Annotated in this window: 15 protein-coding genes and 1 other annotated feature; of the genes, 7 read left to right on the forward strand and 8 right to left on the reverse strand. The window is 40.3% G+C overall.

Going from position 1 to position 14,191, the window contains the following annotated elements; translation table 11 throughout:
• Positions 1-138: 138 nt before the first annotated feature.
• From EKM78_RS12835 to EKM78_RS11105, 5 genes are read right to left on the reverse strand one after another with little or no spacing between them, the layout of a single operon-like run.
• Complete coding sequence (locus tag EKM78_RS12835) at positions 139-285, reverse strand: hypothetical protein (protein ID WP_164507321.1); 147 nt, start codon at positions 283-285, stop codon at positions 139-141.
• 54 nt (positions 286-339) lie between these two features.
• Positions 340-1,143 (reverse strand): hypothetical protein, encoded by an 804-nt coding sequence (locus EKM78_RS11090; RefSeq protein WP_125772251.1) that lies wholly within the window; start codon positions 1,141-1,143, stop codon positions 340-342.
• A 59-nt stretch (positions 1,144-1,202) separates the two neighbouring features.
• Positions 1,203-2,201 carry a DUF4097 family beta strand repeat-containing protein gene (locus tag EKM78_RS11095; RefSeq protein ID WP_164507322.1) on the reverse strand — a complete coding sequence of 333 codons (999 nt, stop codon included), beginning with the start codon at positions 2,199-2,201 and terminating at the stop codon, positions 1,203-1,205.
• Positions 2,194-2,856: a DUF1700 domain-containing protein gene (locus tag EKM78_RS11100; RefSeq protein ID WP_125772255.1), complete on the reverse strand. Its 663-nt coding sequence runs from the start codon at positions 2,854-2,856 to the stop codon at positions 2,194-2,196. Before EKM78_RS11100 ends, EKM78_RS11095 begins: the two co-directional genes overlap by 8 nt.
• Entirely contained in the window at positions 2,846-3,163 is a 318-nt protein-coding gene (locus EKM78_RS11105) for a PadR family transcriptional regulator (protein WP_125772257.1), read from the reverse strand. Before EKM78_RS11105 ends, EKM78_RS11100 begins: the two co-directional genes overlap by 11 nt.
• Before the next feature lie 149 nt (positions 3,164-3,312).
• Positions 3,313-3,533, forward strand: a binding site (T-box leader).
• A 153-nt stretch (positions 3,534-3,686) separates the two neighbouring features.
• Between EKM78_RS11105 and EKM78_RS11110 the strand changes: the two genes are divergently transcribed.
• The 4 genes from EKM78_RS11110 (at position 3,687) to EKM78_RS11125 (ending at position 6,847) form a co-directional block, all read left to right on the forward strand.
• Positions 3,687-4,340: an amino acid ABC transporter permease gene (locus EKM78_RS11110; protein WP_164507323.1), complete on the forward strand. Its 654-nt coding sequence runs from the start codon at positions 3,687-3,689 to the stop codon at positions 4,338-4,340.
• A 17-nt stretch (positions 4,341-4,357) separates the two neighbouring features.
• Positions 4,358-4,996 (forward strand): amino acid ABC transporter ATP-binding protein, encoded by a 639-nt coding sequence (locus EKM78_RS11115; RefSeq protein ID WP_125772260.1) that lies wholly within the window; start codon positions 4,358-4,360, stop codon positions 4,994-4,996.
• A 15-nt stretch (positions 4,997-5,011) separates the two neighbouring features.
• Positions 5,012-5,863 carry an amino acid ABC transporter substrate-binding protein gene (locus tag EKM78_RS11120; protein WP_125772262.1) on the forward strand — a complete coding sequence of 284 codons (852 nt, stop codon included), beginning with the start codon at positions 5,012-5,014 and terminating at the stop codon, positions 5,861-5,863.
• A 168-nt stretch (positions 5,864-6,031) separates the two neighbouring features.
• Positions 6,032-6,847, forward strand: coding sequence for a polysaccharide lyase domain-containing protein (locus EKM78_RS11125; RefSeq protein ID WP_125772264.1), 816 nt, complete (start codon positions 6,032-6,034; stop codon positions 6,845-6,847).
• 527 nt (positions 6,848-7,374) lie between these two features.
• Here the strand turns inward: EKM78_RS11125 and EKM78_RS12840 are convergent.
• The gene (locus tag EKM78_RS12840) at positions 7,375-7,527 is read right to left on the reverse strand and encodes a hypothetical protein (RefSeq protein WP_164507324.1); all 153 of its coding nucleotides are present in this window, start codon (positions 7,525-7,527) and stop codon (positions 7,375-7,377) included.
• A 427-nt stretch (positions 7,528-7,954) separates the two neighbouring features.
• Here EKM78_RS12840 and EKM78_RS11130 point away from each other — a divergent pair, with 427 nt between their 5' ends.
• The 3 genes from EKM78_RS11130 to EKM78_RS11140 all read left to right on the forward strand — a co-directional run bounded on the left by EKM78_RS11130 (position 7,955) and on the right by EKM78_RS11140 (position 11,862).
• Positions 7,955-8,428, forward strand: coding sequence for a nucleoside 2-deoxyribosyltransferase (locus tag EKM78_RS11130; RefSeq protein ID WP_125772266.1), 474 nt, complete (start codon positions 7,955-7,957; stop codon positions 8,426-8,428).
• Positions 8,429-8,444: 16 nt separating this feature from the next.
• Positions 8,445-9,002, forward strand: coding sequence for a TetR/AcrR family transcriptional regulator (locus tag EKM78_RS11135; protein WP_125772268.1), 558 nt, complete (start codon positions 8,445-8,447; stop codon positions 9,000-9,002).
• Positions 9,003-9,117: 115 nt separating this feature from the next.
• Positions 9,118-11,862: an efflux RND transporter permease subunit gene (locus tag EKM78_RS11140; protein WP_125772270.1), complete on the forward strand. Its 2,745-nt coding sequence runs from the start codon at positions 9,118-9,120 to the stop codon at positions 11,860-11,862.
• Positions 11,863-12,011: 149 nt separating this feature from the next.
• Here EKM78_RS11140 and EKM78_RS11145 read toward each other — a convergent pair whose 3' ends face one another.
• Positions 12,012-12,344 (reverse strand): hypothetical protein, encoded by a 333-nt coding sequence (locus EKM78_RS11145; RefSeq protein ID WP_125772273.1) that lies wholly within the window; start codon positions 12,342-12,344, stop codon positions 12,012-12,014.
• An 87-nt stretch (positions 12,345-12,431) separates the two neighbouring features.
• Entirely contained in the window at positions 12,432-13,670 is a 1,239-nt protein-coding gene (locus EKM78_RS11150; RefSeq protein ID WP_125772275.1) for a DUF389 domain-containing protein, read from the reverse strand.
• Positions 13,671-14,191: the final 521 nt, after the last annotated feature.

Here is a 14,191-nt window from a genome sequence, read left to right on the forward strand (position 1 = left end):
CTCATGAAAATTGGCATTGAGTATATAAGCCTCTTCTTAAATAAATGCATCAAAATAACCAAACCACGACGAGAACCGATTTATCGCTTAGAATAAGACTCGTATTTGAGATCGTCGAAGTGGTCTTCTTCGAGGAGCTCAAATCGACGTCGGCAGCGTTCCAGTGGCTGTATCCCCGGGCCCCGGAGTCGGTATTGAACGTAGCAGCCAAAATACTACCTCAACACCCCAACCACCAAACAAACTAACAAAACGTGCCCCAAGCAAAACTCCTCTGTCTGCCATAACTCTCTTACATCTATAAAAAAAATAGCCCAGGACAAAAAGTCCCAAGCTAAACTACCTACCAGCAACCTCAGCCTTAGCCAAAGCAACCTTCTCATAAAACACAGCCAAAACCGACTGCTCATAAGGATGCACCACAATAGACAAAAGCTCCCAGGTAAACAAGTTAATAACCTCCAAAACCAAAAACTCAACAAAAATCAAAAGCAAAGACCACTTATACCCACGAACCAACAAAGAACTACGAGCAAAAGTAGAAAAAGTCCGCCCAAGTCCAACACGTTCATTCTTAGCAGTATCATCCTTCAAAATATAGAAACACTGGCCAAACATCAAAATAAACCAAATACCAGGAATCAAATACAAAGCCAATCCCGCTTCAACAATAATATTGAACAAAATAGCCAGGAAAATGACCGAAAAGAAAAAGCGACCGGAAAATACTTGCAATTGATCAGCAATCGTCCTGATCTGATAATCCTTATTACGATACTTATCTAAAAGCGTATAACCAATACCAACGCAAACCAGGAAGAAAAACAAACCAGCAGCGAAAATAATAATATTAGTCTCTGGTGTCGTTTTAAAAGTGTAATCAGCAGCGGAAGCAGGATTACTCATAACTTCTTGAGTAATCTCAGTCAGCCTATTACTGGCAGCTTGTGGATCAGATAAACTAACACCCATGCCCGAAAGCCATGCATTGTACAATTTGATCATAAAGTACATCCCAACGATCCGCATCAAGATCGGGATAATATTTAAGACAATGATCTCTTTGAAGTTCTTGCGAAACATCTGACGTGCTTCTCGGTTAACTTCAGAAGCCGGTATCCTCTTTAAACTAGCGTTATTCATATGAAACCCCTCCGTGATAACGCTATTATAACAAACCTATATTAAGTAAACTAGACTAGCTACTTCACGTTGATCCGTAATCGATCACCACTGACCCGTAATAAATTTTGAGCGTCTTTGTCAGCTTGATAAACGTGGTCATTTGTCGAGTTGCCCATATACTTGATCAAGCCTTTGTTGTTACTCAAGTCAACGTCGTCAGTTTTGATCGAACGTCCACTAAATACACCAGTATTGATCTTAAACTCGTTGATCCCTTTGAGAGTTGTATCGATCACCCGAACACGACCGTAGTTTGAAGAAGTTGTCACTTCCTCAAGGACAGAATTTCTGACATCGACATCGCTTGCATTCGCCTGGATCGATGCCTTAGTCACACTCGTGTCGGAAAAAGTAACGTCAACATTACCATCGTCGTCAAAATCTTCGTCAGTATCATCATATTCATCGTCATATTCGTCAGTCGAATCTCCTCGACTGATCAACGTCAGATTATTCAATTGAGAATTGAGGGTATTTAATCGGGAATAGTTTAAATTGATCTGGGCGGAATCTGCGACATTCACATTATCCAGGGTCAATTTATTAGTACTGAAGTCTTCAGACTTCATGACCCCATTAGCTACTAACTTTTTGACGTCGACGTTCGACATTGTAACGCCGTCACGTCCAACTTCGAGGTCGATTTTTTGTAGTTGCTTATCTTGAGGAACTGTTACGACGACCGTTTCATTTCCAGTAAAGCTAGCCTTGGAACGCTGTTTCTTGTCGATATAAAGTGTTTCATTCTTCAAACGATATTTCGGTGCTTGGATCTCGTCTCCTTCAATGCTGATAGAGTAATCGCTACCACCTTTGATCTCAACATCGCCGTCGCCATCACTGATCTTGATTTTATTAAAAGAAGATAAATTCTTATCGATCGAAACGCTACGAGAGACTTTGAGTCCGTTATTCCAGACAACTGTTTTGGGGGCGTTAGTTAGCAATCCGATAGTCGCTAAAACGATCCCGACGGCTAAAAGCCAAATCCCTGTGACCATAGTTGTTTTACGCATTAGATTTTTCCTCCTTCTTGGGAGTATTGCGACCATGCAGCAATTTCTTACCGATCCAACGGAAGAACATGATCATAACGTCAAAGACCCATTTACAAAAGGCAATGATCAGTGGGATCAATAAACAATCGAGTCCTAAGATCGCCAACCCGACACCGACGTAAAAAATCGTGGTCGTGACTGATTGGAAGACCACCGCTATCCCTCCGACGATCATCCCGATGCCGACTACGACGGATAACGCGAGTACGAATGCCACAAATAAAGTAAATGCCAAAGCTGATAAAACGAATAAGACGACCACACCGATCAACGCGATAGCCGCCGGAACTAATACCGGACTTGCGAATAAAGCTAAAATGATCAAAATGATCATGCCGATGTTTTTCTTCATTTTTTCGTTTACTGTGATCGACCCATTGTCTATTTGTTGATAATCGTTTTCGGACATCTTGATCGAATAATCCGCTAAGATCTTTCGCGCTAAATGCTTAGGCGTACCCAATTTTGCTTGGATAGCTTGAATGGTATCTAATTGCGCATCGATAATGTATTCGCGGTAAAATTCCACTACATCGTCACGTTCTGCTTGATCTAGTTGTTCTAGATAAGAAGCAAATTCTTCAATGTAGCTATCAACTACTTTAGTTTCCATCATTTTCCTCCAATATTTGATCTGTGACTTTTTTCAACTCGCTCCAATCATTCCTGATTTCGCCCAATCTGTTCAATCCTTGATCCGTGATCTTGTAATAACGTCGATTTCGTCCCTCATAAGACTGATCGTAAGTCGTTAGCCAGCCATTCTTTTTCAAACGGCGTAAGATCGGATACATGGTCGATTCAGAGATCGGAAAACTTTGTTGCATTTGTTTTGTGATCAGATAACCGTAATAATCTTCCTTCGTCAGTAAAGCCAACACTGACCCTTCCAAGATTTCGGTCGAGGCTTGAATTGCCATATTGTTACCTCTTTTCTTAATGCTATACGTCGTATAATATCGTTGTAACCACAATATACTGTATAAAACAGTTTAAGTCAACTCTATTAAGAAAATAACTTGACAGATCGGCCAATCGGTCGTATTATTGTTGCAACATTCAAACTAGTATAAAAACGATGACAGAAGGTAGCTGTGATGTTTGGTTCAGAGAGTCGACGTTGGTGTGAGTCGATCCAATGCACAGTGAAACACATCTGTAAGTTAAGTGACTGAACACAAGTAAGTCATTTCGGTAGTGCCGTTATAACTGAAGTTAATGTAACTTCGTGAGCCTAAATTCGTGAGGATTTAGGGAGCCAGAGGTGGTACCGCGTAAATCGCCCTCTTGATCCATTTGGATCAGGGGGCTTTTTTTATTACATTAACTTCTTAAGGTCAAGACCGTGAGGTCTTGACAACATGAGGTGGAACCGCGTCGAACGCCCTCTTAGTCTATTTGGCTAAGGGGCTTTTTTTATACTTTTATCTAGGGGGATAAATCATGCTGCAATACACATCAGAAATATTACCTTCACTCTTAAGTGGAACAGTTATGACATTGAAGATCTTCTTTTGGACTTTAGTTGCATCACTGCCACTAGGGATCTTAGTATCATTAGGCCGCAGCTCAAAATTTAAACCATTGAGCTGGATCTTATCTTTTTACATTTGGGTAATGAGAGGAACGCCACTCTTGCTCCAACTGATCTTCGTCTTTTATGGTCTACCAAATATGCCATTTTTCCATATCGTTTTTGAGCGATACGATGCAGCACTTTTTGCCTTCATCCTCAATTACACCGCCTACTTTGCTGAAATCTTCAGAGGTGGCTTTGGTGCGATCGACAAAGGTCAGTATGAAGGTGCCAAAGTTTTAGGGTTAAGCTATTGGCAAACGATTAGAAAAATCGTTGTCCCACAAGTTGTCAAAATCGTTATCCCTTCGATCGGAAACGAAGTTATCAACTTAGTTAAGGACTCATCATTAGTATACGTAATCGGATTAGGTGACTTACTACGTGCCGGAAACATTGCCAGTTCAAGAGACGTCACCCTCTTACCACTAGTCTTAGTCGGGATTATTTATTTACTATTAACACTGATCTGTACTTGGGTCTTAAAAGTCGTCGAAAAACACTACAGTTACTACCGTTAATATAGGAGGAAAAATAAATGCTTAAATTGGAAAATATCACTAAAAGTTTCAACGGAACGACTATTTTAAATCAACTAAGCGTTGACGTGAATGACAATTCTATCCTGAGCATCGTTGGACCTTCTGGTGCCGGAAAAACTACTTTGCTGCGTTGCATTGCCGGATTGGACCGACCTGATTCAGGAAAGTTCATCTTAGATGGCAAAGAATTCGATCCCGCAGACGATTCAGATACCGAACAGATCATTGGCGTAGTCTTTCAAGATTTCAACTTATTTCCACACTTGACTGTCATGGAAAACGTCACGCTAGCACCGATCATGGTCTTAAAACAAGACAAAAAGTCTGCTCAAGAAACAGCCGAATCATTGCTGAAAGAATTATCATTAGAAAGCCACGCACAGCAATATCCATTCGAACTATCCGGTGGTCAAAAGCAACGTGTCGCAATCGCACGTGCATTAGCCATGAAACCGCAGATCTTATGCTATGATGAACCAACATCAGCGCTAGACCCAAGCTTAAGAGATGCCGTTGGTAAAGTGATCCTCGAGCTGAAAAAAACAGGCATCACCCAAATAGTCGTAACTCACGACCCAGAATTTGCCAGCAACATTTCTGATCAGATCTTAAAAGTTACACCAATCAACAAATAAGGGGGAAAGACGAAAATGAAAAAGAAATTAATCGCAGTAGTCACCCTACTAGCCTGCTTTGCCATGATCTTAAGTGCTTGTGGCGATAAAAAATCCGTGGCCAAAGAAGCAAACACCGCTGATACTTGGTCCACGATCCAAAAGCGTCATCGAGTGATCATTGGTTTAGATGATACCTTCGTTCCAATGGGATTCCGTCAAAAAGACGGTCAACTAGTGGGCTTCGACATCGATCTAGCCAAAGCAGTCTTCAAACAATATGGCATCGAAGCCGACTTTCAACCGATCGATTGGAATATGAAAGAAACCGAACTAAGAAATAGGACCATCGACCTGATCTGGAATGGATACACCATCACTCCGGAAAGAAAAGCCCAAATAGCTTTTTCAAACCCCTACTTAGCCAATCGCCAAGTATTAGTCACTAAAAAAGCTGACAACATCACCAGCTTCAAAAAAATGCAAGGCAAAACACTAGGTGTTCAAACTAGTTCTTCAGGAGCTTCCTTATTAAATCAACACCCTGATAAACTAAAGAAATACATCAAAAACCAAACACCAGTAATGTACGATTCCTTCAACAATGCCCTAATGGACCTAGACGCCAAACGGATCCAAGGACTACTGATCGACAGCGTCTACGCCAACTATTACATCCAACACGAAAAAGACCCTGCTTCCTATCGAACACTCTACGGAGGATTCAGTGGTGAAGACTTCGCCGTCGGCATGAGAAAAGGCGACAAAACACTCAAAAAGAAAATCGACCAAGCCTTCATACACCTAGCCAAAACTGGCGAACTACAACAAATCAACCAAAAATGGTTTGGAACAGACAAAAACAACTTGATCAAAGCAAACGACTAAACAAAAAAGTTGTACTAACTGGAAAAATTTCCGATCAGTACAACTTTTTATTTGCATAAAATTTCAACTACATCGATCCAAAAAATAAAGCATAATTGAATCATTGGTCTTTTTTAACTGAGACTATTATAATTAATTTCTAAAATTCATTATCCGGGGGGTATCGAAATGAACAAATTCATCGTTGGCAACCAACAAAATAAAGACGACCAATTAGCACAAACCATAGTCGATGCCCAAGACGGAGACACCATCGAATTAATGCCAGGAACATATTTCAGCAAAGAAAGCCCACTAATTTGCACCATAGGCAGAAACGTAACCTTCATCGGCCAATCAACCAACAAAGACGACATCAAACTAAACAGCAGCTTCACAATAGGAGCAGGCAAAACCGTCATCTTCAAAAATCTAACCATAACCTTCCCCGCCGACAGCGAAAACACCTTATCAGCATACGACGGAGCCAAAGTCTACACCAACAACGTCTGCATCAACCGAGAAACCAAAGACAACTGGGACACAATCTACGGCCAAAATGCCACCTTCTCATTCAAAGACACCATGATCCTAACCGGCAAAAAAACCAAAACAATCGGCCTATCACTAGACCAAAGTCAAATCTTCGCAGACAACACCTCGATCCAATTCCTATTCCAAAGAAAATCCCAAGCCTACCTAAAAAATTCCATAGTAATCAACGAATTAAAACTGCGCCAACACTCAGAAACACACTTCAACAACCTAACCCTAGCTTCCTACATCGTCCCCCACAAAAAAGACCTAACAGTCCACAGCAGCTCAACCTTCCAAGGCCAAACCCTAATACTAACCAGCCCCAAACCACAAATAAGAGTCCACAAAGCAAAATTTGAAGTAACCAACGTACAACCAGAACCAAACAAATTACATTTCAAATTCGACAAAAGTTCAATAGTCCGAGCCGATTCAAAAAAACCAAACAATGAAGACAAAGAAAACTAAATTACCTATAAACAAAAATAAATAAAAATAAACAAAAAAAGGTATGATTTCAGAGAAAAAAATCTGAAAATCATACCTATTTTTGAACCAAGATCCACCAAGCGAGAGTGCGAGGAACAAGCACGCGAGCCAGAAACAAATAAACAGAGAAAAAACAAAGCATAAGAACCAGGCAAGAGCGCGAGGAACGAGTGCGCGAGCAAGAAGCGAAAGCAAGAGAAGGAAAAGAATATTCACTCTTATCTAACCAACATAACAATGAAAGAAACAACAGCAATGTAAGTCAGGAAATAAAATGAGCGGAGCAAAGTCCCGCGAACCGAAAAAGAAATAAGTAAGGAAGATAGAGAAAAAACAACAACAAAACCAGGAAGCCCCTACTCCCCACCAGAAAAGATAAAGCCTGAGATAGACATGTGAGAAATAGGACGAGCAAAAAGTGCCAATTTGTACAAAATAAATCGGTAAAACTCAACCAAGGGGGGATATAGTCTCCATCTAGACGGAGGGGCCCGGGGATACAGACCTCAGTGGTGAAATTCATCTTGGCGACGAAGGAGCTTAGATGAAGGTGCAGTTTTGAAACAAGCGAGCGCCCTTTGCTCGATTGGTTCAAAATGTGCCCACCACGTTCCAGCGTCTGTATCCCCGGGCCCCGGAGTCGGAATTGAACGTAGCAACCAAACAACTACCTCCACACCCCAACACCAAACAAACTAACAAAACGTGCCCCAAGCAAAACGCCTCTGTCTGCCATAGCTCTCTTACATCTATAAAAAGGCCAAAAAAAATAGCCCGTCCCCCGACAAGCCACCAACTAAAACACAAAAATCAAAAAAGAAAACAAAATCCCAACAACAGCCAAATAATTGATCTTCTTCTTATTATTATAAACTGCCTTACCCTTAGGCATAGCACAATTCTTATCTACCATATCAAACTACCTCCGCCGATTAACTACATATGTTATATCACGCAAAAACCACAAATAAAACCACAAACCAAACAATTTAATTAGACAAAAACATCCCTGTAACATTCCCTTAATATTACCCTCAGAGCAACCTTTTGCGTATAATAAAAGTGTGCCAAAAAAGGAGAATAAAAATGACGAAACTTAACCGAGTCTATTTAGCTGGTCCCTTCTTCAGCGACCAACAAAAACAGCGTCTAGATCAAATCCAAAACCTTCTAGAACAAAACGACACGATCGGCGACATTTTCCGTCCCGGAAAAGACGAATATACAGATGCACAATTCGGGTCATTCGAATGGCAAACTGCCGTATTCAAACATGACATCAACAACATCAACATCTCAGATATCGTCGTCGCAGAATTAGATTACAAACTCGAAGAACAATTGAGCGAACCCGATTCAGGAACAGCTTGGGAATGCGGATACGCCTTCGCCAACAACGTCCCAGTAATCGGAGTAAGATTTGATAAAGAACCACCACTAAACTTAATGCTAGCTGGAAGTTTGACCGCCTTTTTCAACGGCCAAAAGAGTATCGACCAGCTCAAAGATTATGATTTTAACGTCCTAATGACCAGATACGAAGACATCAATGTATTTTAAATAAGGGGAGAAACTTATGTCACAAGTAACGGAGCGAACTAGAAATGCTATAGTAACAGCCATGATTTCACTTTTAGAAAAAAAGCCGTTCGATAAGATCACTGTCGGCGACATTTGCGATGAAGCGCAGATCAATCACAGCACTTTTTATCGTTACTTCAATGATAAGTTCTCGCTATTACATGCCGTTTTCGAATACTTACTCGACGACCTACTGGCTGAGGCCAATACGACCGAAACGATCATCACTCAAATTGCTGACTTTATCGGCAAAAACAACGAGTTCATGCGCCACGTTTCCCCACAGTATCAAACGCGCGCCAATCTATATCCAGAATTTAGATTAATTCTAAAGGATATCGTGACTCGAAAATGGGAAAGATCAGAAAATACCGATGATGATCATTTGATCGTCATGATCCGTGATTCTGAAAATCCGGAACTAATGATCAGTTTGATCGTCGGTGCTTTGGTCGGTGTAGTTGAGTACTTAGAAGATAATGATTTTAAGATTCCGAAGGATGAATTTACATCATTTACTGACGATTTTTTCAGGAAATGGGTCGAAAAATGATACAAAATGAGGTAGTTGTCTTATTTTAAGAGGACTGCCTCTTTTTGTGGCTTAAAAACTGATAAATTAATGTTAAACTATTTGACATGAGATAATTTGGAGGGAAGAGAATATTATGGAAAAATTTTTCAATATGCTCAGTAATAGCATCCACAAGCACGCTAAAATGTGGATCGGTATTATTGCAGTATTGACCATAGTTCTTGCATTTGGTTTACCGAGGATCCAAATGAAGTTTAGTAATGATGTCTTTGTTAACTCAAATTCTAAACCATACAAAGATACCAATACTTACCAAAAGAACTTTGGTGGTGATTCAGTTTATGTCATGGTCAGTGGTAAACAAGATGATGTATTATCACAATCGAACATGAAGAAGCTTAACAAGCTTGATAAACAACTTAGCAAGAATGACAACATTCGTTCAACGACGAATATCGTCAACTTACTAAACGATGAGCTCGAACAAATTGCTAAGAATCCTTCAGCTGCCAAAAACATGTCTGGTTTAAATCTCAACTTGACACCTAAAGCTGAAAAAGATCTAATGGCTAATTTGACCACAGCTCAAAAGAACCAACTTACCACAAAGATCCAAAGTGGTTTGACGACAGAGCAACAAGCACAAGTTCAATCTTATGTAACTAGCTCTGTATTAACGGACGAACAGAAACAACAAGTTGCTGCAGCTCAACAGCAAGCACAAGCACAAATTGCTCAAATGCCTGCTGCTCAACAACAAGCTGCCGCAGCAGAAATGACCAGTCAACAATCAAGTCAATTGATGAGTATGTTGACCGATCAACAAAAGCAACAAGTTCAAAATTATACTTTGACCTTGCTTAACGATCAACAAAAGCAAGCTCTCACTGCCGCTGTTTTACCTATGATCCCTAAGGTCCAAAATATGTCTAACGCCTTATTGCGTGACATTTTGCTTAGCGACAACGGTAAAGTTCCATCAGCTATATCGCAATTATTACCTAAGAATGGTAAACATACCATCTTAATGGTCAACACGAAGAGTACGACCGATATGAACACCAACGTTAAATTAATGAACGATGTTCATAAAGCTATCAAAGATGCTGGCTTTAGCAGCAAAGTTAAAGTTAGAAGTGCCGGTACCCCTGTAGTTATTGGCCAAGTTAAGAATGTTGTTATCCAAAATATGGCTGTTATGGTTGTGATCGCCGTAATTATCATGATCATCATTCTTGCTTTGATTTTCCCAGTAAGAAGAAGGATCTTACCGCTACTCTTTGTTTTGATCGGTATGATCTGGACATTTGGTGCCATGGGTTGGTTCAACTTACCGATCACCCTGGCTACAATGGCCACCCTACCTATCATTATTGGTCTGGGTACCGACTTCGGTGTTCAGTTCCAAAACCGTTATGAAGATGAATATCGACAATCGGAAGATTCCGAAGGTGCTATCAAGCTTTCAATTGCTAAGATGGGACCTGCCGTAGGTATTGCTGTCATTGTTATGATCTTCAGTTTCTTGACAATGTTCTTATCTAAAGCACCTATGATGCAACAATTCGGTATCACATTAGCACTTGGTGTCTTCTGTGCTTATATCGTTGAGTTCTTCATGATGTTCAGTACCTTTACATTGGCTGACAAGTCTGAAAAGTCACATGCTAAATTTGTTAAGAAGAACGAAGCTCTTAAGCAGAAACGTAGCGGAAACGATTCAACTCGTCTATCCGGTTGGTTACGTAGTTACGCAACTTTCATTACTAGACATGCTGGTTGGGTCTTCGCAATTGCCATTGTTCTTGGTGGATTAGGTTTCGCAGTTGAACACAACATCAACACTGAAACAGATATCATGAAGATGATCCCTCAAGACATGAGTGAATTGCAAAATACTAAGTACTTGCAAAAGAAAGTTGGTTCTACCGTTTATATCGATTACCTTGTTAAGGGTGACGACGTTAGAAACGCCGATTCGATGAAACGTATCGATAAGCTTGGTAAGCAAGAACAAAACAAGCATAAAGATATTACAGGCGTAACTAGTCTTTCATCTACTTACAAACAACTAGGTGGCGACATGAATGCTAGTCAATCAGCAATGAATGCTGGTGTCAACAACATTCCTAAGCCACTTAAGCAATCGGTAATTAGTGACAACAAGAACTACGCCACGATTCAATTCAAGGTCAATCAACATCTATCGACTAAGGAACAACAAAAGTTGATGGACAAGATTTCTGATGATATCGGTGGTACACATGACGGACTATCAATCTCACCAGCTGGATTAACAGTTATGATGCTTATCGGTGTCAACAACGTCACATCTAACCACAACTTGATCATGTTTGCTGGATTAGCAATCATCTTCATCGTCTTATTGCTAGTATATCGTGAATTCCGTCTAGCAATTTACCCTGTCCTACCTATCTTGGTAGTTCTGGGACTTTCGCCATTAACACTCTGGTTAATGCACACATCGTACAATCCAGTTACAATTGCCCTAAGTTCCTTAGTTCTAGGTATTGGTACCGAGTTTACGATCTTGATCCTTGAGCGGTATCGAGAAGAGCGACTCAATAAAGTCACCCGTGAAAAAGCTATCATCGACGCGGTGGCTAAAGTTGGACAAGCCATCACAGTTTCTGGTTTAACTGTTATCGGTGGTTTCTCAGCCATCATGTTCGCAAGTTTCCCAGTATTGCGTTCATTCGGTTTGATCACCGTACTTGATACAGCTTACTCATTGATCAGTGCTTTGACTGTTCTACCTGCCCTAGTCTTCCTATTTAGAAATAGAAAAGAAGATCGTGAGCTGGAAAAAGCAGCCGCAGCAAGTACCGATGAAAAGAAAACAGACGATAAAAAATAAAGTCAAAAAAAACAACTACTTTTTGAAGTGGTTGTTTTTTTTGACTAAAAATGGAATTCGATGTGTAACGAAATTCCTTTCCATTAAAAAATACGGTGAAAAAAGTCCAAAATAAAGAACAGCCAAAATTGGCTGTTCTTTTTGTAAGCTTATTTTGCTGGTTGGATCAGTTCGATCAGACGATTGACCAAGTCCTTGACCCTTTCAGCATCTTGGGCAAAAACCTCTACCCCGCGATCTTTGATCATTGTGTGAGTTACTTGAAGCAAACCAACTGAATCAGTTTCATCGCTAAATTGAGCGATCGGCAATGGCAAGTCTTGGCCATACATGGGAACATTGCCCGTCTCAACTTTAGTGATCTTTGTCCCCTCGGGCATGCTGAGAATATATGTCTTGATCCGTTTTAGACTGAAATTATCTTGATAATAGCCATAAATCAGTTCCAGTTCACTCATGATGAATTTAATTTCGTTATTCATATTTGTGTTTGCTCCCTTATTTTCGCTTATTAACCCTATTGTATCAAAAAATGAGCTCCTCGATAAAAAGTCGAAGGGCTCATTTTTTTACTCTTGCGTAAAATGCAAAGTGTATTCAAGATCTTGCTTCTTGGCAGCACTCTTCACGTAATCACTAACTTGTTGCTCAGCAGTATCTGAATCTTGTCCCTGCTTGAATTGAACCAAAATCAAAGCTTCACCAGTCTTATTCTTCTGAGCTAGCTCACCAATGTATACTTTATCAATTGTCTCTGGAAACTTGTTGGTAATTTTATTCTTAAACGACAACAATTCGGATTCATCGTCCGTAGTCGTCGTCGGCTGCGAAGAACTATTCTTCTCATTAGCAACGTATTGTTTGAAATCATTAACACTTAAATAGTTACCCTTAGAAAGCTGATTGAGTTGCAATTTATAATCACCAAGCTGATAGCCATTTAATTTCTTATCTAGTTTTTTGAGCTGAGCACTAGAAATATTAGCTCCCATAACAACCAATTTGATCTTATTGCCATCAAACTGCTTGTTAACGATATACTCATCAGACATTTCTTTCTCAATAAAATTAGTCAGTTGCGTTTCATTGTAAGTCTGCTTGACCAATGTCGAAGCTGAAATCAGACTAGGGATAGTAATAATAATCGCTGCAACAACGATCATCACCTGATTTTTCAAAGGAATCCCCGAAGCACGATTCTTGCGAAAGTTAAAAATCAAAGTCCCGATCATCGTAGCCAGAGCGATAAAAAACGAGTTGATCAAAAACAAGTAGCCCGCACTAAAAACAATCGACCTTTTAAACTGACTGAGCCCGTAACCAACCGTAGAAAGTGGTGGGATCAAAGCCGTAGCAATAGCTACACCAGGCAAAATATTCCCCGGCTCCTTCTTAGCAGATCCAATAATCCCGGCAAAGCCACCAAAAAAGGCGATCAAAACATCCCAAATAGCAGGCTGAGTCCGAGCCAAAAGCTGCTCACTAGCATCCTTGATCGGCGACAAAGCAAAATAAATCGTAGCCGCGATCAAGCCAACCACAATCTCGATCAAAAACACCGAAACAGCTTTTTTCAGCATAGAAGAATCACGAACCGCAACCCCATAACCCATACCAATAATAGGATCCATAATAGGCGAAATCAGCATAGCACCAATAATAACCGCCACCGAATCCATATTAAGCCCAACACAGGCAATAATAACCGCACAAAACAGCACAGCAAAGTTGATCCAACTAAGATTAAGACTCTGCCGAACATTTCGATCAATAATATCCGACCGCAAAAGTTGATCTTCACCGTTCATAAAAAAATCCCCCGCTCCACAAGTAATAAATCCATTTTACTATAATTCAACCAGATAATTGAGCACGTTTCCAAAAAGGAAGACAAAAAAGAAAAGGCGGGAGCATAACGACAGCCAGTAAAAAAATAACCAATACTAAAAAATAAACAATCGTAGCAGCAACACCGTCGGGAAGAAAGAATGAGCGGAGCAAAGTCCCGCGAACCGAAAAAGAAATCATTAATCAAGAGAGAAAATATATTGAAACAAAGCAAGGAAGCTCCTACTCCCCACCAGAATAGATAAATCCTGAGATAGACATGTGAGAAATAGGACGAGCAAAAAGTGCCAATTTGTACAAAATAAATCGGTAAATCTCACCACAAAGGGAGGATATTGTCTCCATCTAGACGGAGGGGCCCGGGGATACAGACCTCAGCCGCCAAATTATTCTTAGCGATTTATCGGTTCTTGTTGTACTTTGGTTAGCCATCAAGAAATTCATCAAGATCTAGGTTGCCTGTTGATTCCAAAAAGACTAG

The sequence above is a fragment of the Companilactobacillus furfuricola genome, from assembly GCF_003946325.1.
Taxonomy (GTDB): Bacteria; Bacillota; Bacilli; order Lactobacillales; family Lactobacillaceae; genus Companilactobacillus; species Companilactobacillus furfuricola.

What these genes read in the sequence shown, in the direction of transcription:
- EKM78_RS12835 (WP_164507321.1), bottom strand. Translation starts at nt 285, where the DNA reads ATGGCAGACAGAGGAGTTTTGCTTGGGGCACGTTTTGTTAGTTTGTTT.
- EKM78_RS11090 (WP_125772251.1), bottom strand. Translation starts at nt 1,143, where the DNA reads ATGAATAACGCTAGTTTAAAGAGGATACCGGCTTCTGAAGTTAACCGA.
- EKM78_RS11095 (WP_164507322.1), bottom strand. Translation starts at nt 2,201, where the DNA reads ATGCGTAAAACAACTATGGTCACAGGGATTTGGCTTTTAGCCGTCGGG.
- EKM78_RS11100 (WP_125772255.1), bottom strand. Translation starts at nt 2,856, where the DNA reads ATGGAAACTAAAGTAGTTGATAGCTACATTGAAGAATTTGCTTCTTAT.
- EKM78_RS11105 (WP_125772257.1), bottom strand. Translation starts at nt 3,163, where the DNA reads ATGGCAATTCAAGCCTCGACCGAAATCTTGGAAGGGTCAGTGTTGGCT.
- EKM78_RS11110 (WP_164507323.1), top strand. Translation starts at nt 3,687, where the DNA reads ATGCTGCAATACACATCAGAAATATTACCTTCACTCTTAAGTGGAACA.
- EKM78_RS11115 (WP_125772260.1), top strand. Translation starts at nt 4,358, where the DNA reads ATGCTTAAATTGGAAAATATCACTAAAAGTTTCAACGGAACGACTATT.
- EKM78_RS11120 (WP_125772262.1), top strand. Translation starts at nt 5,012, where the DNA reads ATGAAAAAGAAATTAATCGCAGTAGTCACCCTACTAGCCTGCTTTGCC.
- EKM78_RS11125 (WP_125772264.1), top strand. Translation starts at nt 6,032, where the DNA reads ATGAACAAATTCATCGTTGGCAACCAACAAAATAAAGACGACCAATTA.
- EKM78_RS11130 (WP_125772266.1), top strand. Translation starts at nt 7,955, where the DNA reads ATGACGAAACTTAACCGAGTCTATTTAGCTGGTCCCTTCTTCAGCGAC.
- EKM78_RS11135 (WP_125772268.1), top strand. Translation starts at nt 8,445, where the DNA reads ATGTCACAAGTAACGGAGCGAACTAGAAATGCTATAGTAACAGCCATG.
- EKM78_RS11140 (WP_125772270.1), top strand. Translation starts at nt 9,118, where the DNA reads ATGGAAAAATTTTTCAATATGCTCAGTAATAGCATCCACAAGCACGCT.
- EKM78_RS11145 (WP_125772273.1), bottom strand. Translation starts at nt 12,344, where the DNA reads ATGAATAACGAAATTAAATTCATCATGAGTGAACTGGAACTGATTTAT.
- EKM78_RS11150 (WP_125772275.1), bottom strand. Translation starts at nt 13,670, where the DNA reads ATGAACGGTGAAGATCAACTTTTGCGGTCGGATATTATTGATCGAAAT.